This window comes from Pseudescherichia sp., from assembly GCF_031998825.1.
GTDB lineage: Bacteria > Pseudomonadota > Gammaproteobacteria > Enterobacterales > Enterobacteriaceae > Pseudescherichia.
On sequence record NZ_DAMACX010000003.1, the window covers coordinates 39,042 to 59,050 of the forward strand.

The following is a 20,009-nucleotide window of genomic DNA, read 5'->3' on the forward strand; positions in this document are numbered from 1 at the left end:
GGCCTGTTACCGTAAGGAGAGGGGCAATGGAGTTCGCTTTTTATATCTGTGGCCTTGTTGCCATCGTGACTACGCTACGCGTGATCACGCACACCAATCCGGTGCATGCGCTGCTATACCTGATTGTCTCCCTGCTGGCGATTTCCGGGGTCTTCTTCTCCCTTGGCGCCTACTTCGCCGGGGCACTGGAGATCATCGTCTACGCCGGGGCCATCATGGTGCTGTTCGTATTCGTGGTGATGATGCTTAACCTTGGCGGAGCCGAGATTGAGCAGGAGCGCCAGTGGCTGAAGCCGCAGGTGTGGATCGGCCCGGGGCTGGTCTCTGCCGTGCTGCTGGTGGTGATGGTTTACGCCATCCTCACCGTTAACGATCAGGGCATTGATGGCACCTCGATTAGCGCGAAAGCGGTAGGTATTACCCTGTTCGGGCCATACGTTCTGGCGGTTGAGCTGGCGTCGATGCTGCTGCTGGCCGGTCTGGTTGTGGCCTTCCACGTTGGCCGCGAAGAGCGTCCGGGCGAGGTGCTCAGCAACCGTCCGGCAGATGCGAAAAGAAAAACGGAGGAGCACGTATGATCCCCTTACAACACGGATTGATCCTTGCCGCCGTTCTGTTTGTGCTCGGGCTGACGGGGCTTATCATCCGCCGCAACCTGCTGTTCATGCTGATTGGGCTGGAAATCATGATTAACGCCGCCGCGCTGGCTTTTGTCGTCGCGGGCAGCTACTGGGGCCAGACCGACGGCCAGGTGATGTATATCCTCGCGATTAGCCTTGCGGCAGCGGAAGCCAGTATTGGCCTGGCGCTGCTGCTCCAGCTGCATCGCCGTCGCCAGAACCTGAATATCGATTCAGTAAGTGAGTTGCGTGGATGAACATGCTTGCCTTAACCATTATTTTGCCATTGATTGGCTTTCTGCTTCTGTCGTTCTCCCGTGGCCGCTGGTCGGAAAACCTCTCCGCCGCGGTGGGGATGGGCTCCGTCGGGCTGGCGGCGCTGGTAACGGTGATTGCTGGCGTTGATTTCTTTAACAACGGACGCGAGGCCTTCAGCCAGCCGCTGTGGACCTGGATGGCGGTGGGCGATTTCAACATCGGCGTTAACCTGGTGCTGGACGGCCTGTCGCTGACTATGCTCTCGGTGGTGACCGGCGTTGGTTTCCTGATCCACATGTTCGCCTCCTGGTACATGCGCGGTGAAGAGGGCTACTCCCGCTTCTTCGCCTACACCAACCTGTTCATCGCGAGCATGGTGGTGCTGGTGCTGGCGGACAACCTGCTGCTGATGTACCTCGGCTGGGAAGGCGTAGGCCTCTGCTCCTATCTGCTGATCGGCTTCTACTACACCGATCCGAAGAACGGTGCGGCGGCAATGAAAGCGTTTGTCGTGACCCGTGTGGGTGACGTCTTCCTCGCTTTCGCACTGTTCATTCTCTACACCGAGCTGGGCACGCTGAACTTCCGCGAGATGGTCGAGCTGGCACCTGCGCACTTCGAAGCGGGTAACAACATGCTGACGTGGGCGACGCTGATGCTGCTGGGCGGTGCGGTCGGTAAATCCGCGCAGCTGCCGTTGCAGACCTGGCTGGCGGACGCGATGGCTGGCCCGACGCCGGTCTCGGCGCTGATCCACGCCGCGACGATGGTTACCGCCGGTGTCTACCTGATCGCCCGTACCCACGGCCTGTTCCTGATGACCCCGGAGATCCTGCATCTGGTGGGGATCGTCGGCGCGGTTACTCTGGTGCTGGCCGGTTTTGCGGCGCTGGTACAGACCGACATCAAACGCGTTCTCGCTTACTCCACCATGAGCCAGATTGGCTATATGTTCCTCGCGCTGGGCGTGCAGGCATGGGATGCGGCGATTTTCCACCTGATGACCCACGCGTTCTTTAAAGCGCTGCTGTTCCTCTCGTCTGGCTCGGTGATCCTTGCCTGCCACCACGAGCAGAACATCTTCAAGATGGGCGGGCTGCGTAAATCAATTCCGCTGGTCTACGTCTGCTTCCTGGTAGGCGGTGCGGCGCTGGCGGCTCTGCCGCTGATCACCGCGGGCTTCTTCAGTAAGGATGAGATCCTCGCCGGGGCGATGGCGAACGGCCATATCAACCTGATGGTGGCGGGCCTGGTGGGTGCGTTCATGACCTCGCTCTATACTTTCCGGATGATCTTTATCGTCTTCCACGGCAAAGAGCAGATCCATGCCCACGCCGGGAAGGGGATTACCCACCACCTGCCGCTGATTGTGCTGCTGGTCCTCTCGACCTTCGTTGGGGCGATGATCGTACCGCCGCTGCAGGGCGTGCTGCCGGATACTACCGAGCTTGAGCACGGCCGCGTGCTGACGCTGGAGATCACCTCGGGCGTGGTCGCTATCGCCGGGATCCTGATTGCCGCATGGCTGTGGCTGGGTAAGCGTACGCTGGTCACCTCCATTGCCAACAGCGCACCGGGTCGTCTGCTGGGCACCTGGTGGTACAACGCCTGGGGCTTCGACTGGCTGTATGACAAAATCTTCGTTAAACCTTTCCTCGGCATTGCGTGGCTGATTAAGCGCGATCCGCTGAATGCGTTGATGAACACGCCGGCTATTCTCTCCCGCTTTGCCGGGAAAGGCCTGCTGTTCAGCGAAAACGGACAGCTACGCTGGTATGTGGCATCCATGAGCGTTGGTGCGGTCGTGGTGCTCGCCCTGCTGGTGGTATTGCGTTAATCGGTAAGCCCGGTAAGCGCTGGCGCCACCGGGCAATTTAGACTTTAACAAGGAACAAATATCGCCATGTTATTACCCTGGCTAATACTGATTCCCTTTATCGGCGGCTTCCTGTGCTGGCAAACTGAACGCTTCGGCGTGAAGGTGCCGCGCTGGATCGCGCTGGTAACAATGGGGCTGACGCTGGCGCTTTCCCTGCAGCTATGGATGCAGGGCGGCTACTCTCTTACCCAGGCTGCAGGTCTGCCGCAGTGGCAGTCTGAGTTTGTGCTGCCGTGGATCCCGCGCTTTGGTATCACCATTCACCTGGCGCTGGACGGTTTGTCGCTGCTGATGGTCGTCCTGACCGGCTTCCTCGGCGTGCTGGCGGTACTCTGCTCATGGCGCGAGATCGAAAAATACCAGGGCTTCTTCCACCTCAACCTGATGTGGATCCTGGGTGGCGTGATCGGCGTGTTCCTTGCCATCGACATGTTCCTGTTCTTCTTCTTCTGGGAGATGATGCTGGTGCCGATGTACTTCCTGATCGCGCTCTGGGGCCACAAGGCCTCCGATGGTAAAACGCGTATCACGGCGGCCACCAAGTTCTTCATCTACACCCAGGCGAGCGGGCTGGTGATGCTGATTGCGATCCTTGGGCTGGTGTTTGTCCACTATAACGCCACCGGCGTCTGGACCTTCAACTACGAGCAGCTGCTGAACACCCCGATGTCTCACGGCATAGAGTACCTGCTGATGCTGGGCTTCTTCATCGCTTTTGCGGTGAAAATGCCGGTCGTACCGCTGCACGGCTGGCTGCCGGACGCGCACTCCCAGGCACCGACCGCGGGTTCCGTTGACCTCGCAGGGATTTTGCTGAAAACCGCGGCCTATGGTCTGCTGCGCTTTGCGCTGCCGCTGTTCCCGAACGCCTCTGCCGAGTTTGCGCCTATTGCGATGTGGCTGGGTGTAATCGGTATCTTCTACGGCGCGTGGATGGCCTTTGCCCAAACCGATATTAAACGTCTGATCGCCTACACCTCCGTCTCCCACATGGGCTTCGTGCTGATCGCCATCTATACCGGCAGCCAGCTCGCCTATCAGGGTGCGGTGATCCAGATGATTGCTCACGGTCTCTCTGCGGCCGGTCTGTTCATCATCTGCGGCCAGCTCTATGAGCGTCTGCATACTCGTGATATGCGCATGATGGGCGGCCTGTGGAGCAAAATTAAGTGGCTGCCAGCGCTGTCGATGTTCTTTGCCGTCGCCACCCTCGGGATGCCGGGTACCGGTAACTTCGTGGGCGAGTTTATGATCCTCTTCGGCAGCTTCGGCGTCGTACCGGTCATCACCGTGATCTCGACCTTTGGTCTGGTTTTCGCCTCGGTCTACTCGCTGGCGATGCTGCACCGCGCCTACTTCGGTAAGGCGAAGAGTGAAATTGCCGCTAAAGAACTGCCAGGGATGTCGCTGCGTGAGCTGTTCATCATCCTGCTGCTGGTAGTACTTCTGGTACTGCTCGGCATCTATCCGCAGCCGATTCTGGATACCTCGCACTCTGCGATGAGCAATATCCAGCAGTGGTTTGTTAATTCCGTTACTACTACAAGGCCGTAAAGCGCATATGACACTTACTCCACAACACCTGATCGCGCTGCTACCGCTGCTGATCGTCGGATTGACGGTGGTGGTTGTGATGCTCTCCATTGCGTGGCGACGCAACCACTTCCTGAACGCCACGATTGCCGTTGTCGGCCTGAACGCCGCCCTGGTCTCGCTCTGGCTGGTTGGCCAGGCGGGAGCCATGGACGTGACGCCGCTGATGCGCGTTGACGGCTTCTCCATGCTCTATACCGGGCTGGTGCTGCTGGCGAGCCTTGCGACCTGTACCTTTGCCTACCCGTGGCTGGAAGGGTACAAAGATAATAAAGAGGAGTTCTACCTGCTGGTGCTGATTGCCGCCCTCGGTGGCATTCTGCTGGCCAACGCTAACCATCTTGCCGCGCTGTTCCTCGGCATCGAGCTGATCTCGCTGCCGCTGTTCGGCCTGATTGGCTACGCGTTCCGCCAGAAGCGCTCTCTGGAAGCAAGCATCAAGTACACCATCCTCTCTGCCGCAGCGTCGTCGTTCCTGCTGTTTGGTATGGCGCTGGTGTATGCCAACTCCGGTAACCTGTCGTTCCTGGCCATCGGTAAGAGCCTCGGTGACGGCATGCTGCACGAGCCGCTGCTGCTGATCGGTCTCGGCCTGATGATCGTCGGCCTTGGCTTCAAGCTGTCGCTGGTGCCGTTCCATCTCTGGACGCCGGACGTCTATCAGGGCGCGCCTGCGCCGGTCTCCACCTTCCTGGCAACCGCCAGCAAGATCGCCATCTTTGGCGTGGTGATGCGTCTGTTCCTCTACGCGCCGGTAGGTGAGAGCGAAGCCGTACGCGTGGTGCTGGGCATTATCGCCTTCGCCTCGATTATCTTCGGTAACCTGATGGCCCTGAGCCAGACCAACATCAAGCGTCTGCTCGGCTACTCCTCTATCTCTCACCTCGGCTATCTGCTGGTGGCGCTGATTGCCCTGCAGAGCGGCGAGATGTCGATGGAGACCGTAGGCGTCTACCTGGCGGGCTACCTGTTCAGCAGCCTCGGTGCATTCGGCGTGGTCAGCCTGATGTCCAGCCCGTACCGTGGCCCGGATGCCGATTCGCTCTACTCCTACCGTGGCCTCTTCTGGCACCGTCCGATCCTCTCTGCGGTGATGACGGTGATGATGCTCTCCCTGGCGGGGATCCCGATGACGCTCGGCTTTATCGGTAAGTTCTACGTGCTGGCGGTGGGTGTGAATGCTCACCTGTGGTGGCTGACGGCGGCAGTCGTGATTGGCTCGGCTATCGGCCTCTACTACTACCTGCGCGTAGCGGTGAGCCTCTACCTCAATGCGCCGCAGCAGCTCAACCGCGATGCGCCGTCCGACTGGGCCTACAGCGCGGGTGGGATTGTAGTCCTGATCTCTGCGCTGCTGGTGCTGCTGCTGGGTGTCTACCCGCAGCCGCTGATCAGCCTGGTACAGATGGCCCAGCCGCTGATGTAACCGTGTGGTAATACCAAAAAAAAACGCCGACTTGTCGGCGTTTTTTTTCGTCTTTTGCAAATTGCGTACTGCCGCGCATAGTTGAAACGCTAATGACAACCTTACTCGGCCAGGGTGTAATATGCCGCATGCATTGAAGCTAACTTCAGGGAACCCGCCATGCGACAGCCTTACAGGATTGAGAGCGTTACGCTAAGAGATATCGGCGTTTTTGAACACACCCATTTTGACTTTCCGCAAATAGTGAGTGAAACAGAGGATGCGACAAAAGCGGAGATCCATATCTTTACCGGGCCAAACGGCTGCGGCAAGAGCACGGTGCTGTATGCGTTGGCGGGGATTTTAAACCCAGGACAGGGAGGCGACGATCTGGTCAGGAAACGCTATCACGGCGTTACCAGCAAAGTGAATTTTCGCTTTTGCGGCGCAGCCGGAGGATATGGTGTTAAAGCCGAAGAGAAACTCAGTAATATGCTGCTTGAAGATAAGGCCTACTATTACCGCATTGCTGAAACTTTAGAGCATCCAGCATGGAAAAATCGACCATGGTTGGACATGAACCAAAGCATCACTTCTCAAACATTTGACTATGCAGCGCTTGCCTATTCAGGCAGCCGGGCCGCCCAGACCGGCTATGTCTTTTCCGCCATTCAAAACATTATCCAGTCACCGTTTGATAAAGCGCTCTCGTTCGACCAAACCGTTCGTCCTCAACTGCTGGCACAGTGGATTGCTAATAACCGAACGCAGGCCGCGCTCGCCAGAGATGATGGTTCAGAGGAAGAGGCCAGGCAGTATGATACGGCGATAAACCGTATTACTACATTTGTGAACGATATCTGTCAGCTTGAGTTAACCTTTCATCTGCAAAGAAATCCGTTGGAAGTGAAGGTCGGGCTTGCTGGTCAGCGGGTCAATTTGGATACGCTTCCGGAGGGGCTGAAATCGATTATCAGCTGGATAGGCGATATGGCCCTGCGTCTTGAGGCCATCCCCTGGAAAACGCAGCGGGATATTTTCTCTCAGCCGGTGATTTTGTTCCTTGATGAAGTCGATATTCATCTTCATCCCAAATGGCAGCGACGGATCCTACCCGCGATCCAAAAGCTCCTGCCTAACGCTCAGGTTTTTGTTTCAACACACTCCCCCTTTGTGGTTGGATCGGTAGAGGATGCCTATGTCTATCGCTTACCCGAGCTGGAGCGCAATATCTGTCGTGATGCCAGCGTGCCCGAGAGCGTAAAAGCCATTAAATCCGGTGCGGGGAAAAGCTATCAGCTGATCCTCGCTGAAATTTTCGATATTGACGAAGAGTTTGATGTCGAAACCGAACGTCAGCTACACGCGTTTAAACTCGCTATACGCCACTACCTGCAAAACCCGCAGGATGATTCCAGAGTGATGACGCTGGCGCAAACTCTTCGCGATAAAAGTGAAGAGCTGGCGACGCTGGTAAGTATGGAGCTGCGGCAGATGACCCGGCTACTGGGTAAGAAATAAGGACGATTTCATGTATCCCTTTATCCGTCCGGCTTGTCCTGACTACTTAACCGAATGCTGGGAAGCTTTAGGGTTGCGGTATGAAGCAGCAAAGAAAGCTAATCCGAAATATAACTTTTATTGGTTTACAAAGTTTCGTTATGAAGAGACGCGTGAGTTGCTCCTGGTTATGACCAACAACCATTGCGCATTTTGTGACGGCGGGGATTTAGGTGCCATGAGTCGTGAAACGCTGGAGCATTTTCGTCCTAAAAGCAGGCCAGAGTTTCACCGGCTGGCTTACCAGTGGGAGAACCTTTACCCCTGCTGCGATCGCTGCCAGAGCGAGAAACGCGAACAATATGACGATGCACTATTGATTGCCGATGCAGAAGGCTATGCCTTTGAGGACTATTTTATTGCAGACTACTTAACGGGAGAGATAAAACCTAACCCGTTGGCATCGGCCGAGAATCAACTACGCGCGGAGACAACGATTAAGCTTTACGGACTCAACGTTGGCGCCAGGATGACTATCCGTAAAAAAGAACTTAAGCACTATTTGCAGCGCGATCCGGATACGGACATTTTAGATGACTTTAGCTATCGCTATTTTCTATTAGACGCCGACTAGCGGATGAAGCCGGATAGCGCGGTGCTGGTACGGCCTACCGTTTCGTAGGCCTGATAAGCGCAGCGCCATCAGGCGTTAATCGGTTACACTGCCTGTTTATGGCTAATCAGCGGACCGTTGGCCTTGCTCGAGGCGCGATCCATGACCTCTTTGAGTACCGCCGACAGCTCGGTAACCTCAAACTTGGCGACGTAGCCGTCGGCCTGCACCTTGCGGACGTGATCCTCGTTGGCACTGCCGGAGAGCGAGGAGTGGATCACCACCGGAATGTGCTTCAGGCGCGGGTCGGTTTTGATTTTGCGCGTCAGGGTAAAGCCATCCATCTCTGGCATTTCGAGGTCGGTCAGCACCATAGCAATCTTATCGCTTACCGGTACGCCTTCGGCTTCCGCCTGCTGGGCCAGCAGCTGGATCTTCTCCCACGCGTCTTTGCCGGTCACGTGCATCTGGTTTGGGATCTGCATGGTCTCCAGACCCTTCTCCAGCATCGCGCGCGCTACCTTTGAATCCTCGGCGACGATCGCCACCGCGCCCGGTTTAATATTGAATTTCTGTACTGCGGCATTGTTGGCGTGTACATCATGATCGGACGGTACAATGTCATAGAGGATCTGCTCAACGTCCAACACCAGCGCCAGGTTATTGGTGTCTTTCTCTTCGTCGAGGCAGGCGATGCTGGTGATGTAACGGCCGTTGATTGCCTTTTCCGCCGTATGTACCTGCTTCCAGTCCAGACGGGTAATGTTCTCCACCGACTCGACGGCAAAGGCCTGGATGCTACGGGCATACTCGGTAATCAGCAGAATGTTCAAACCGGTAGTGGGTTTGCAGCCCGCAACGGCAGGGAGATCGATCACCGGGATCACCTGATCGCGAATATTGACCATTCCCAGCAGGGGCGATTTCATCCCGGCAGGGCGGGTAAACACAGGCATGGGCACAATTTCACGCAGCTTAAATACGTTGATGCCGTAGAGTTCCGATTTCTGTTCATGTTGAGACGTGCCAAGGCGAAACAGTAACAGCTCAAAGCGGTTGGACAGGGTGAGATTAGCCCTGTCATCGATGTCTTTCTGGAAACTATCCATTATGCCCTCAGAGTGAAATACCTGCGTTTAGACAGTTATCGGCACGCTGAGGAAAAAGTGGAGGTGGGTTTTACATCAAATTTCGACCACCGCAAAATCTTCTGCCAGCAGCGTGTCGGGGAAGATGGCCTGACACTCTGCTAATAGTCTCTGGCAGCCCTCATCATCGTAGCGTGAGCTGATGTGCGTCATCACCAGCCTGCTGACGCCCGCCTCCTGCGCCAGCTGCGCCGCCTGACGCGTCGAGCTGTGACCCCGGCTATTGGCTTTCTCCTCCATTTCCGCCTCCAGCGTCGTTTCGTGCACCATCACGTCCACGCCACGGGCCAGCGTCAGCGCACCGGGGCAGGGGGCGGTATCGCCAAACATCGCCAATTTTTTGCCCGGCACGGCGGGGGCGAGGAAATCTTTGCCGTTGATGCGTCGGCCATCCTCCAGCGTGACGCTCTCGCCAGCTTTGAGACGTTGAAAAAGCGGACCGGGCCTGACGCCCTGCGCCACTAGCGCAGCGGCGTCAAGCGCGCCGGGTTTGTCGTGCTCCTCGATGCGATAGCCGTAACACTCCACCGGATGGTTAAGGGCAACGGCGGTGACGCGGCGCAGGCCATCATCCACCACCGGGCCTTCTTCAATCTCTACCACCGTTAGCGGGTAGTCGGTCCAGGAGCCGCTCAGGCGCAGCGCGGTGTCGATAAATTCCCGTAGCCCTTTGGGGCCATAGATAGTCAGCGGGTGGACGTTTCCCGCCATTGAACGGCTGCAAAGCAGGCCCGGCAGGCCAAAGATATGATCGCCATGGAGATGGGTAATGAATATGCGATCCAGCTTGCCGGGATGCCATGCGGTACGCTGCATCTGCTGCTGGGTACCCTCTCCGCAGTCCACCAGCCACAGTGCGGGCCGGGTCGGGTGACGGAGATTGAGCAGCGCCGCGCTGACGTTTCGCGAACGCGAGGGAACGCCTGCCGAGGTGCCTAAAAATATCAGTTCCATATGCGCTCTGGGTCGGTAAAAGCCTTATTATAGCGAGCTACGTATAAAAAGGAGCGCACCATGATCCGCTGGCAAGACCTGCATCATTCTGAATTAACCGTCTCTGAACTCTACGCCCTGCTGAAGCTGCGCTGCGAAGTCTTTGTCGTTGAGCAGAACTGCGTCTATCTCGACGTCGACGGTGACGATCTGGTTGGCGAAAACCGGCATCTGCTTGGCTGGCGCGATAACGAGCTGGTGGCGTATGCGAGGATTCTGAAAAGCGATGATGATTTTGCCCCGGTAGTGATTGGCCGCGTCATCGTTAGCGCTGCGGTACGGGGAGAAAAACTGGGCTACCAGCTAATGGAAAGGGCGGTTGCCTGCTGTAGCCAAAACTGGCCGCAAAGCCCGATATATCTGGGTGCGCAGGCGCACTTACAGAGCTTCTATCGCCACTTTGGCTTCATCCCGGTGACCGACGTCTACGACGAAGATGGCATTCCTCATATTGGTATGGCGCGTGAAATCACAGGTAAAGTTGACCAGGCGTAACCGCAAGTCATTGTCTATAGTTAGCTGACAGGTGCAAAACATGGAGAAACCTAATGTCTAACCAATTTACGAGTACCCGTATCGATGACGACCTGACCCTGCTAAGCGACACGCTGGAAGAAGTGCTACGCTCCTCCGGCGATCCGGCCGACCAGAAATATGTCGAGCTGAAAGCACGCGCCGAGCAGGCCCTGCACGATGTAAAAAACCGCGTGAGCCAGGCATCCGACACCTATTATGTGCGTGCTAAGCAGGCGGCATACCGTGCAGATGATTATGTGCATGAAAAACCGTGGCAGGGCGTGGGTATCGGTGCCGCTGCTGGCCTGGTATTAGGCCTGCTGCTGCGTCGTTAATACCGTAACGGTCTTTTCGATGCGGGCGCTGTCTTAAGGGCAGCGCCCGCTGTTTTTTCTCGCTTCCTCACGCCTTACCGATTTACATCAAAAATCCCGCCTCTGCGTTTCCGTATACTGGTCCGTATTCTTGATACCGGACAAACTCATGTTAGCAAGCTCATTCAACCGGCGCTGGGCGGAAGTTATCCTCGAAACGCTGGCGCGGCACGGGGTCAGACACGTCTGCATCGCGCCCGGCTCCCGCTCGACGCCGCTCACCCTGGCGGCCGCGCAGAATAAGGCGTTTATTCACCACACCCATTTTGACGAACGCGGGCTGGGTCATCTGGCGCTCGGGCTGGCAAAGGCCAGCCAGCAGCTGGTGGCGGTGATTGTCACTTCGGGAACGGCGGTGGCTAATCTCTACCCCGCGCTGATTGAGGCCGGACTGACCGGTGAAAAGCTGATCCTGCTGACCGCCGACCGTCCCCCAGAGCTTATTGACTGCGGCGCGAATCAGGCGATTCGCCAGCCGGGGATGTTTGCCTCGCATCCGGCACAGACACTCTCGCTGCCGCGCCCGGCTCGGGAGATCCCGGCCCGCTGGTTGGTCTCTACCCTGGATAACGCGCTTGGATCGCTGCACGGCGGCGCGGTGCATATCAACTCTCCCTTTGCGGAGCCGCTCTATGGCGAGCTGGATGATTCCGGCCTCGAGTGGCAGGGCGCGCTGGGCAGCTGGTGGCAGAGCGATCGTCCGTGGCTGCGGGAGGAGATCCGTCGCGAGAGTGAGAAGCAGCGCGACTGGTTCTTCTGGCGGCAGAAGCGCGGCGTCGTGGTGGCCGGGCGGATGAGTGCCGCCGAGGGCAAACGGGTTGCCGAGTGGGCGCAGACTCTGGGCTGGCCGCTGATTGGCGATGTGCTCTCTCAGACCGGACAGCCGCTGCCCTGCGCCGATCTGTGGCTGGGAAACGCCAGCGCGGTAAGCGAGCTGGCTCAGGCGCAGATCGTCATTCAGCTGGGCAGCAGCCTGACCGGGAAACGGCTGTTGCAGTGGCAGGCAACCTGCGCGCCAGAGGAGTATTGGCTGGTTGATAATATTCCAGGCCGCCTCGATCCGGCGCACCATCGCGGACGACGGCTGCTATCCGGCGTTGGCGAGTGGCTGGCGTTGCACCCGGCCGAAAAGCGTCATCCGTGGTATACGGCAATCCCAACCCTGGCGGAGCGGGCGTGGCAGGCCGTTGCGACCCGACGTGAAACCCTGGGAGAAGCGCAGCTGGCCCACCGTCTGGCGGAGTTTTTGCCGGATCAGGGGCAGCTCTTCCTTGGCAATAGTCTGGTGGTACGCCTGGTGGATGCGCTTGGGCAGCTGCCAGCGGGCTATCCGGTGTACAGCAATCGGGGTGCCAGCGGCATTGATGGCCTGCTTTCAACTGCTGCCGGGGTGCAGCGGGCCACCGCAAGGTCGACGCTGGCGCTGGTGGGCGATCTCTCTGCGCTCTACGATCTCAACGCGTTGGCGCTGCTGCGCCAGGTCTCCGCCCCCTTTGTGCTGATTGTAGTGAACAATAACGGCGGGCAGATCTTCTCTCTGCTGCCGACCCCGCAGGCCGAGCGCGAGCAGTTCTACCTGATGCCGCAGAACGTTCACTTTGACCATGCGGCGGCAATGTTCGGTTTAGCCTACCATCGCCCAGAGAGCTGGGCCGGGCTGGAGTCGGCGCTCGCGGGAGCCTGGCGCACGCCTCAGGCGACGCTTATTGAGCTAGTGGTTGATCCACAGGAGGGGGCGCAAACTTTGCAGCAGCTCCTTGCCCAGGTTAGCCAGCTATGATCCTCCATGCGGTGGCAAAAGCGGGACAGGATGACCTGCCCTGGCTGGTGTTCCTGCATGGCTTCGCTGGCGATAGCCGGGAGTGGATGGCAGTCGGGGAGCGTTTCTCCCGCCACCCTCGGCTCTATATCGATCTTCCCGGTCACGGCGGCTCATCGGCGGTTTTCGCACGCGACTTTGACGAAGTGTGTTTGCAGCTGAGCGCCACCCTTATTAGTTACAACATACTTAAATACTGGCTGGTGGGTTACTCCCTCGGGGGCCGCATCGCTATGCACTATTCATGTCAAAAACCTGCCGGGTTGCAGGGTTTAATCGTGGAAGGCGGCCATCCCGGACTCACCCACTCCGACGCCCGCGAGGCACGCTGGCTCTCTGATGCCCGGTGGGCGCAGCGCTTTCGCAAGGAGCCGCTTGCAGACGTATTTAATGACTGGTACCGGCAGCCGGTTTTTGCCGGACTGACTGCGTTACAGCGCCAGACGCTGGTGACTCTACGCAGCGAGAACAGCGGCGCGGCGCTGGCTGCGATGCTGGAGGCGACCTCGCTGGCGGTGCAGCCCGATCTCCGTCCGGCGCTGCGACGGTGCCATTTCCCCATTCACTACCTGTGCGGCGAGCACGACCACAAATTTCGCGCCCTCGGTGCAGAGCTTGCGGCTCCCTGCCAGCTGATTAACGACGCCGGACACAATGCCCACCGGGAAAACCCTGGCGGGGCGGCGGCCTGTCTGGCGCACATTTTGCGCTACTGATTAAGGAACTCTGATGATCTACCCCGATGAATCCATGCTTTACGCGCCAATAGAGTGGCAGGACTGTTCTGAAGGCTACCGCGACATTCGCTACCACAAATCCGCGGACGGCATCGCCAAAATCACCATCAATCGGCCGCAGGTGCGCAATGCGTTTCGCCCCTTAACGGTGAAGGAGATGCTTCAGGCGCTGGCGGACGCCCGCTACGATGATGCGGTTGGGGTGATTATCCTCACCGGCGAAGGTGAGAAAGCCTTCTGCGCCGGGGGCGACCAGAAGGTGCGCGGCGACTACGGCGGCTATCAGGATGACTCCGGAGTGCATCACCTCAACGTGCTCGATTTCCAGCGCCAGATCCGCACCTGTCCGAAACCGGTGGTGGCGATGGTGGCGGGCTACTCGATCGGTGGCGGCCACGTCCTGCATATGATGTGCGATCTGACCATTGCGGCAGAAAATGCGGTATTCGGTCAAACCGGCCCGAAGGTGGGCTCTTTCGACGGCGGCTGGGGCGCAGCCTACATGGCCCGCATTGTTGGACAGAAAAAAGCGCGTGAAATCTGGTTCCTCTGTCGTCAGTACGACGCGCAGCAGGCACTGGACATGGGGCTAGTCAATACCGTGGTGCCGGTTGCCGACCTGGAGAGAGAGACGGTGCGCTGGTGTCGCGAGATGCTGCAAAACAGTCCGATGGCGCTGCGCTGCCTGAAGGCGGCCCTCAACGCCGACTGCGACGGCCAGGCGGGACTTCAGGAGCTGGCGGGCAACGCCACCATGCTTTTCTACATGACCGAAGAGGGGCAGGAGGGACGCAACGCCTTCAACGAGAAGCGCCAGCCAGACTTCAGCAAGTTTAAACGGAATCCGTAATGCGCCGGGCGCAGGTTTACCGCTGGCAGATCCCGATGGACGCGGGGGTTGTGCTGCGCGAGCGGCGGCTGAAAACCCGCGAAGGTCTCTATCTCTGTCTGGGTGACGGTCAACGCGAAGGGTGGGGGGAAATTGCTCCGCTGCCGGGCTTCAGTCGTGAAACCCGGGACGAGGCGAAGATCGCCCTGCTGGGCTGGGTCGATCGCTGGCTGGAGGGTGACGATGTACTACCGGCGATGCCGTCGGTAGCCTTTGGCGTAAGCTGCGCGCAGGCGGAGCTGGCCGAAACCTTACCTGAGGCAGCGGACTATCGCGCCGCGCCGCTCTGCACCGGCGACCCTGACGAGCTGGTGCTTCAGCTTGCTGCTATGCCCGGCGAGAAGGTCGCGAAGGTGAAGGTGGGACTCTATGAAGCGGTGCGTGACGGTATGGTGGTCAATCTGCTGCTCGAAGCGCTGCCCGATCTTCAGCTGCGGCTGGATGCTAACCGTGCCTGGACCCCGCAAAAAGCGCAGCAGTTTGCGAAGTATATCCATCCAGAGCATCGCGCCCGCATCGCTTTCCTGGAGGAGCCGTGCCGAACTTGTGCCGACTCGCTGGCCTTTGCCCATGATACCGGGATCGCCATCGCCTGGGATGAGAGCCTCCGCGAACCTGATTTTGCGCTTGTCGCCGAGGCGGGAGTCAAGGCGGTGGTGATCAAGCCCATGCTCACCGGTGCGCTGGAGAAGGTTCGCGAGCAGGTGCAGGCTGCGCATGCGCTGGGGCTGACGGCGGTGATCAGCTCCTCCATTGAGTCAAGCCTCGGCCTGACCCAGCTGGCGCGAATTGCCGCCTGGCTGACGCCGCAGACCATTCCGGGTCTCGATACCCTGAGCCTGATGCAGGTTCAGCAGGTTCGCCGCTGGCCGGGCAGCATTCTGCCATGCCTTGATTTTGCTGCCCTGGAGCCGTTGCGATGATCTTTGCCGACTGGCCCTGGCGTCACTGGCGGGCGAAGCGGGGCGACGCCGCCGCCGTGCGTTTGAATAGCGAAACGCTCAGCTGGCGTGCGCTCTGTTCACGCATCGATGCGCTGGCGGTGGGCTTTGCCCGGCAGAACGTTCGGCCAGGAGATGGCGTGCTGCTGCGCGCCGGCAACTCACCGCAGACGCTGCTGGCCTGGTTGGCGCTGCTCCAGTGCGGGGCGCGGGTGCTGCATATTAACCCCCAGCTGCCCGATGCGCTGCTGGCAGAACTGCTGCCGTCGCTTTCGTTACAACATACATTGAGCTTTGGTGATAACTGGCGCGGCATCGAGCTTACGGCGCTGACGTTAAGCGAAGCAGAAGGCAGGGGTGCCGTCAGCTGGCAGCCGCAGCGGCTAACCTCCATGACCTTAACATCCGGCTCTACCGGTCTGCCGAAGGCCGCGGTACATACCGCTGCTGCGCACTTAGCTAGCGCTCGCGGCGTGCTGTCCCTGCTGCCCTACGGTCAGGAGGATGACTGGTTGCTTTCTCTTCCACTGTTTCATGTCTCCGGGCAGGGTATCTTATGGCGTTGGTTGCTGGCGGGTGGGCGGCTGACGGTTCGCGACAAACAGCCTCTGGCGCAGGCGCTGGAGGGGTGTACCCACGCCTCGCTCGTGCCGACCCAGCTCTGGCGGCTGCTTAATGAGAACGCTGGCGTAAGCCTGAAGGCAGTATTACTGGGAGGCGCGGCCATACCGGTTGAGCTTACCACCCGCGCCAGCGAGCATGGGATCCGCACCTGGTGCGGCTACGGGCTGACCGAGTTTGCCTCTACGGTGTGTGCAAAAACAGCCGACGGTGAGCCAGATGTCGGCCAGCCGCTGCCGGGACGCGAGGTGCGAGTCGTCAACGGCGAGATATGGCTGCGCGGCGAGAGTATGGCCGCAGGCTACTGGCGTCATGGTGAACTTATCCCGTTGGTTAACGCCGAGGGCTGGTTTGCCACTCGCGATTGCGGCGTGCTGCATAACGAGCGGCTAAGCGTGCTCGGGAGAGTGGATAATCTTTTTTTCAGCGGCGGGGAGGGGATCCAGCCCGAGGAGGTGGAGCGGGTCATTGTCGCCCATCCCCACGTGCAGCAGGCCTTTGTGGTGCCGCTGGCTGACCACGAATTTGGCCAGCGTCCGGTCGCCGTAGTGGAGTGCGCCAGCGGCTTTGCAATCGACTCGCTGGCGGAGTGGGTCAACGACAAACTTGCCCGCTTCCAGCAGCCGGTGCACTGGCTGACCCTGCCCGAACGCCTTAACGGCGGGGGGATTAAAATCTCCCGCCGGTCGCTGACCGACTGGGTTCAGCAGACTCTGCGCGACGGATAGCACTTCCCCTGCGCCGCTAAACCGTGTAAAACACTTTTCGCCCATCGGCAGGGAGTAAAGGCTTGTACACTGTGCCGGTTTTGGGGCGTATTACATTTTTTGTATGGAAAAGGGCAATGGATAAGAGAATTTTGTGGGGAGTGGCCAGCCTGATGCTGGTATCGGCATCGGCCAGCGCGCTGAGCCTCAGCGGTCAGGCAGGGGAGCACTACACTAACCTGGCGGCCGGGTTTGGGACTGAAACCAGCGGCCTGGCGTTAAGCGGCAACTGGACGCACAGCGACGACGACGGCGATGCTGCGGGCTTGGGTCTGGGTCTTAATATTCCGCTCGGCCCGATGCTGGCGACAGTTGGCGGTAAAGGTATTTATACCAATCCAAACGACGGCGATGAAGGCTATGCCGCAGCGGTTGGCGGCGGCCTGCAGTGGCCGATCGGCGACAGCTTCCGCCTGTTTGGCGAGTACTACTACTCTCCGGATTCGCTCTCCAGCGGTATCGAAAGCTATCAGGAAGCCAACGCCGGTGCGCGCTGGACTATCATGCGTCCGCTGAGCATTGAAGCGGGCTATCGTTACCTGAACCTGGCGGGTAAAGACGGTAACCGCGATAATGCGCTTGCCGATGGCCCCTACGTTGGGGTTAACGCTAGCTTCTAATCCCCTGGCGCGGCGATCTGCCGCGCCTTTTCCTCTGCTGGATCCTGCCCCTATTTATTTCCCCATGCGTTATAGTACTCCGACAACAGGTAAGGGAGAGTACGGAGTTGACTGCTCCCCGCCCTAAAGGGAGAGGATTCCCACTTCACCGAGCCGGACCTGAGCCGCTTTATGCGGTTCAGGATTTACAGGCTCTCCGTGGGCTAACACTGCCAGCCCGGCAGCTTTGATATTACGGGTCGCGTTAATGTCGCGATCATGATCTGCCCCGCATTCCGGGCAGTACCATTTACGCACGTTAAGAGGCATTTTTTGCAGGGTGAAGCCGCAGCAGCTACAGCGTTTTGAGGACGGGAAAAACGGGTCAATGGCGACCACGCTACGCCCTGCCCATTCGGCTTTATACTTTAGCTGGCGCATAAATTCGCCCCAGCCTGCGTCTGCTATCGCTTTCGACAGCGTCGGGTTACGGATCATGTTCTTCACTTTAAGGGATTCGACGCAAACAACCTGGTTCTCGTTAATCAGTTTGCGGGTGGCCTTGTGCAGGGCATCCAGACGGCAATCGGCAATTTTCGCGTGGAGCCGGGCAACCTTCATGCGGGCTTTGGCGCGGTTTTTTGAGCCTCTGGCCTTTTTGCTTAACCGGCGCTGGAGCAGCGCCAGGCGTGCCGCGTATTTAGCGGTATGGCGGGGATTGCCGGATTTGAATCCGCTATCGGTGACGAATAAATCTTTTAAACCAACATCAATGCCGGTCGTTTTCGGACTGAACGGCAGTGATGCAGGTTCAAATTCGCAGAGGCAGGAGACGAAATATCGTCCGGCGACATCGCGGGTAATGTTGATGGAGGACGGCGCAGACGGTAGCGTACGACTCCAGCGCACGTCCAGCGGGGCGGTGCTCTTTGCCATGTACAACGCGCCGTCGCGGTATTTGAACGCCGTATTCATGAAGGTAGCAGCCTGTTTATGGCGCTTGCTTTTGAATTTTGGGTATCTGGCACGCCCGGCGAAGAAGTTTGAGAATCCGGTTTGCTGGTGGCGCAGGGCCTGCTGGAGCGGTACGCTGGAAACATCATTCAGCCAGGCAAATTCGGGTTCTTTTTTCAGAGCTGTCAAGCGTGCGCTGGCCTGCATATAGCCGATTTTCTCCTGGCGCTCATACCAGGCAGCAGTGCGCCAGCGAAGGATGCTGTTATAGACGAAACGCACACAGCCAAACGTCTGAGCCAGTAGCTCAGCCTGATCGGGTGTTGGGTAAAACCTGTATTTGTAGGCGCGTTTCATGACTGTACAAAATACACGCAAAAATGTAAGAGGTATTGATAGTGGCCAAACAAAAAGAAGTCGGGTTATTTAGCACCCCCTTTTCTTTCCGCCTGACCGGGCAAGTTCTTCAGGGGACAATTTGATGATAAATGTGGAAATGCTGTCTACCGGCGATGAAGTGTTGCACGGCCAGATTGTTGATACTAACGCCGCCTGGCTTGCCGATCTATTTTTCACCGAAGGGTTGCCGCTGACGCGCCGCAATACCGTGGGCGACAGCCTTAACGATCTGATCGCTATCCTGCGCGAGCGCAGCGAACAGGCTGACGTTCTTATCGTGAACGGCGGACTGGGGCCGACCAGCGACGATCTCAGCGCCCTGGCGGCGGCGACCGCGGCGGGCGAAGAGCTGGTGCTGCATAAAGAGTGGCTGAGCCACATGGAGCGCTTCTTTACCGAACGCGGACGCGTGATGGCGCCCAGCAACCGCAAGCAGGCGGAGATCCCGGCCAGCGCGGAGCTGATCGATAATCCGGTGGGCACCGCCTGCGGCTTTGCCGTCAAGCTCAATCGCTGCCTGATGTTCTTTACGCCGGGCGTACCCTCTGAATTCAAGGTGATGGTGCAGCAGGAGATCCTGCCGCGCCTGCGGGAGCGTTTTAGCCTGCCGTTGCCGCCAGTCTGTCTGCGCCTGACCACCTTTGGCCGCTCTGAGAGCGATCTGGCCCAGAGTCTCGATCACCTTCAGCTGCCGGAAGGGGTGGTGATGGGCTATCGCTCGTCCATGCCGATTATTGAACTGAAGCTAACCGGCCCGGCGGAGCAGCGCGAGGCAATGGAAGCGCTGTGGCCAGAGGTGCAGCGCGTCGCTGGCGAAAGCCTGATCTTTGAAGGCACCCAGGGGCTACCGGCCCTGCTGGCGGAGAAGATGCGTGAGCAGCAGCTGAGCCTGACCGTCAGCGAGCAGTTTACCAGCGGCCTGCTGGCGTTACAGCTCTCCCGCGCTTCCGCCCCGCTGTTGGCGAGTGAGGTGCTGCCGTTCCAGGCCGACACGCTGGAGCAGACCGCACGCTGGGCAGCCGAGCTGCGTAACCGTCATCTGGCCGGGCTGGCGCTGTCCGTTGGCGGGCTGGACGAAGAGCATATTAACTTTGCCCTTGCCACGCCGCAGGGCGTCCATGCTCTGCGGGTTAAATTCACCACCGGACGCCACGGCGTGGCGGTGCGCCAGGAGGTGTGCGCCATGATGGCTCTGAACATGCTGCGCCGCTGGCTCAGCGGTAAAGAGGTCGCCAGCGATCACGGCTGGGTAAACGTCGTCGATTCCCTGTTTGTGGCGTGATACACCTGCACCAGTAGCATCATGGGATGTTCACAGCGTCTGCTCGTGGACATCTCGTACGCTTTCCTTCCTCTTCCCGCATGTTCGTTTGACGATCGTTCA

General features: G+C 58.8%; 19 protein-coding genes. 16 read left to right on the plus strand and 3 right to left on the minus strand.

Translation table 11 applies throughout. The features are described from left to right. Window positions 1-26 precede the first annotated feature (26 nt). From nuoJ to RTP97_RS02170, 7 genes are all read left to right on the plus strand, one after another. Window positions 27-578, plus strand: coding sequence for an NADH-quinone oxidoreductase subunit J (gene nuoJ / locus RTP97_RS02140; RefSeq protein ID WP_103819008.1), 552 nt, complete (start codon window positions 27-29; stop codon window positions 576-578). After that, a complete protein-coding gene (gene nuoK / locus RTP97_RS02145; protein WP_312212278.1) occupies window positions 575-877 on the plus strand; it encodes an NADH-quinone oxidoreductase subunit NuoK in 303 nt (100 codons plus the stop codon). Before nuoJ ends, nuoK begins: the two co-directional genes overlap by 4 nt. Beyond that, window positions 874-2,715 carry an NADH-quinone oxidoreductase subunit L gene (gene nuoL, locus RTP97_RS02150; RefSeq protein WP_312212277.1) on the plus strand — a complete coding sequence of 614 codons (1,842 nt, stop codon included), beginning with the start codon at window positions 874-876 and terminating at the stop codon, window positions 2,713-2,715. The genes nuoK and nuoL overlap by 4 nt, the downstream gene beginning before the upstream one ends. Window positions 2,716-2,781: 66 nt before the next feature. Beyond that, window positions 2,782-4,311: an NADH-quinone oxidoreductase subunit M gene (gene nuoM / locus RTP97_RS02155; protein WP_312410444.1), complete on the plus strand. Its 1,530-nt coding sequence runs from the start codon at window positions 2,782-2,784 to the stop codon at window positions 4,309-4,311. Between the two features lie 7 nt (window positions 4,312-4,318). After that, entirely contained in the window at window positions 4,319-5,776 is a 1,458-nt protein-coding gene (nuoN, locus tag RTP97_RS02160) for an NADH-quinone oxidoreductase subunit NuoN (RefSeq protein ID WP_312212275.1), read from the plus strand. Between the two features lie 159 nt (window positions 5,777-5,935). Continuing rightward, window positions 5,936-7,276: an AAA family ATPase gene (locus tag RTP97_RS02165; protein ID WP_312410447.1), complete on the plus strand. Its 1,341-nt coding sequence runs from the start codon at window positions 5,936-5,938 to the stop codon at window positions 7,274-7,276. Between the two features lie 10 nt (window positions 7,277-7,286). Beyond that, a complete protein-coding gene (locus tag RTP97_RS02170) occupies window positions 7,287-7,889 on the plus strand; it encodes a hypothetical protein (protein WP_312410449.1) in 603 nt (200 codons plus the stop codon). Window positions 7,890-7,972: 83 nt separating this feature from the next. Here RTP97_RS02170 and RTP97_RS02175 read toward each other — a convergent pair whose 3' ends face one another. Both RTP97_RS02175 and rnz read right to left on the minus strand, forming a co-directional pair. Further along, window positions 7,973-8,977, minus strand: a complete 1,005-nt coding sequence (locus RTP97_RS02175) for a chemotaxis protein (protein WP_312410452.1) — start codon at window positions 8,975-8,977, stop codon at window positions 7,973-7,975. Window positions 8,978-9,052: 75 nt separating this feature from the next. Beyond that, a complete protein-coding gene (rnz, locus tag RTP97_RS02180; protein ID WP_312410454.1) occupies window positions 9,053-9,970 on the minus strand; it encodes a ribonuclease Z in 918 nt (305 codons plus the stop codon). Window positions 9,971-10,030: 60 nt separating this feature from the next. Between rnz and RTP97_RS02185 the strand changes: the two genes are divergently transcribed. The 8 genes from RTP97_RS02185 to RTP97_RS02220 all read left to right on the plus strand — a co-directional run bounded on the left by RTP97_RS02185 (window position 10,031) and on the right by RTP97_RS02220 (window position 17,293). Next, window positions 10,031-10,504 carry a GNAT family N-acetyltransferase gene (locus tag RTP97_RS02185; protein ID WP_312410455.1) on the plus strand — a complete coding sequence of 158 codons (474 nt, stop codon included), beginning with the start codon at window positions 10,031-10,033 and terminating at the stop codon, window positions 10,502-10,504. A 53-nt stretch (window positions 10,505-10,557) separates the two neighbouring features. Further along, window positions 10,558-10,860 carry a stress response protein ElaB gene (gene elaB / locus RTP97_RS02190; protein ID WP_103819015.1) on the plus strand — a complete coding sequence of 101 codons (303 nt, stop codon included), beginning with the start codon at window positions 10,558-10,560 and terminating at the stop codon, window positions 10,858-10,860. Between the two features lie 148 nt (window positions 10,861-11,008). Next, complete coding sequence (menD, locus tag RTP97_RS02195) at window positions 11,009-12,679, plus strand: 2-succinyl-5-enolpyruvyl-6-hydroxy-3-cyclohexene-1-carboxylic-acid synthase (protein ID WP_312410456.1); 1,671 nt, start codon at window positions 11,009-11,011, stop codon at window positions 12,677-12,679. Next, the gene (gene menH / locus RTP97_RS02200) at window positions 12,676-13,434 is read left to right on the plus strand and encodes a 2-succinyl-6-hydroxy-2,4-cyclohexadiene-1-carboxylate synthase (RefSeq protein ID WP_312410458.1); all 759 of its coding nucleotides are present in this window, start codon (window positions 12,676-12,678) and stop codon (window positions 13,432-13,434) included. Before menD ends, menH begins: the two co-directional genes overlap by 4 nt. Window positions 13,435-13,447: 13 nt before the next feature. After that, window positions 13,448-14,305, plus strand: a complete 858-nt coding sequence (menB, locus tag RTP97_RS02205; protein WP_312410459.1) for a 1,4-dihydroxy-2-naphthoyl-CoA synthase — start codon at window positions 13,448-13,450, stop codon at window positions 14,303-14,305. Next, window positions 14,305-15,267, plus strand: coding sequence for an o-succinylbenzoate synthase (gene menC / locus RTP97_RS02210; RefSeq protein WP_312410460.1), 963 nt, complete (start codon window positions 14,305-14,307; stop codon window positions 15,265-15,267). Before menB ends, menC begins: the two co-directional genes overlap by 1 nt. Continuing rightward, window positions 15,264-16,634, plus strand: coding sequence for an o-succinylbenzoate--CoA ligase (gene menE, locus RTP97_RS02215; RefSeq protein WP_312410461.1), 1,371 nt, complete (start codon window positions 15,264-15,266; stop codon window positions 16,632-16,634). The genes menC and menE overlap by 4 nt, the downstream gene beginning before the upstream one ends. Window positions 16,635-16,750: 116 nt before the next feature. Beyond that, window positions 16,751-17,293 carry a YfaZ family outer membrane protein gene (locus RTP97_RS02220; protein WP_312212266.1) on the plus strand — a complete coding sequence of 181 codons (543 nt, stop codon included), beginning with the start codon at window positions 16,751-16,753 and terminating at the stop codon, window positions 17,291-17,293. A 123-nt stretch (window positions 17,294-17,416) separates the two neighbouring features. Here the strand turns inward: RTP97_RS02220 and RTP97_RS02225 are convergent, their stop codons facing one another. Continuing rightward, window positions 17,417-18,583 carry a transposase gene (locus tag RTP97_RS02225; RefSeq protein ID WP_312410463.1) on the minus strand — a complete coding sequence of 389 codons (1,167 nt, stop codon included), beginning with the start codon at window positions 18,581-18,583 and terminating at the stop codon, window positions 17,417-17,419. A gap of 124 nt (window positions 18,584-18,707) precedes the next feature. Between RTP97_RS02225 and RTP97_RS02230 the strand changes: the two genes are divergently transcribed. Next, window positions 18,708-19,907: a nicotinamide mononucleotide deamidase-related protein YfaY gene (locus tag RTP97_RS02230; protein WP_312410465.1), complete on the plus strand. Its 1,200-nt coding sequence runs from the start codon at window positions 18,708-18,710 to the stop codon at window positions 19,905-19,907. Window positions 19,908-20,009 lie beyond the last annotated feature (102 nt).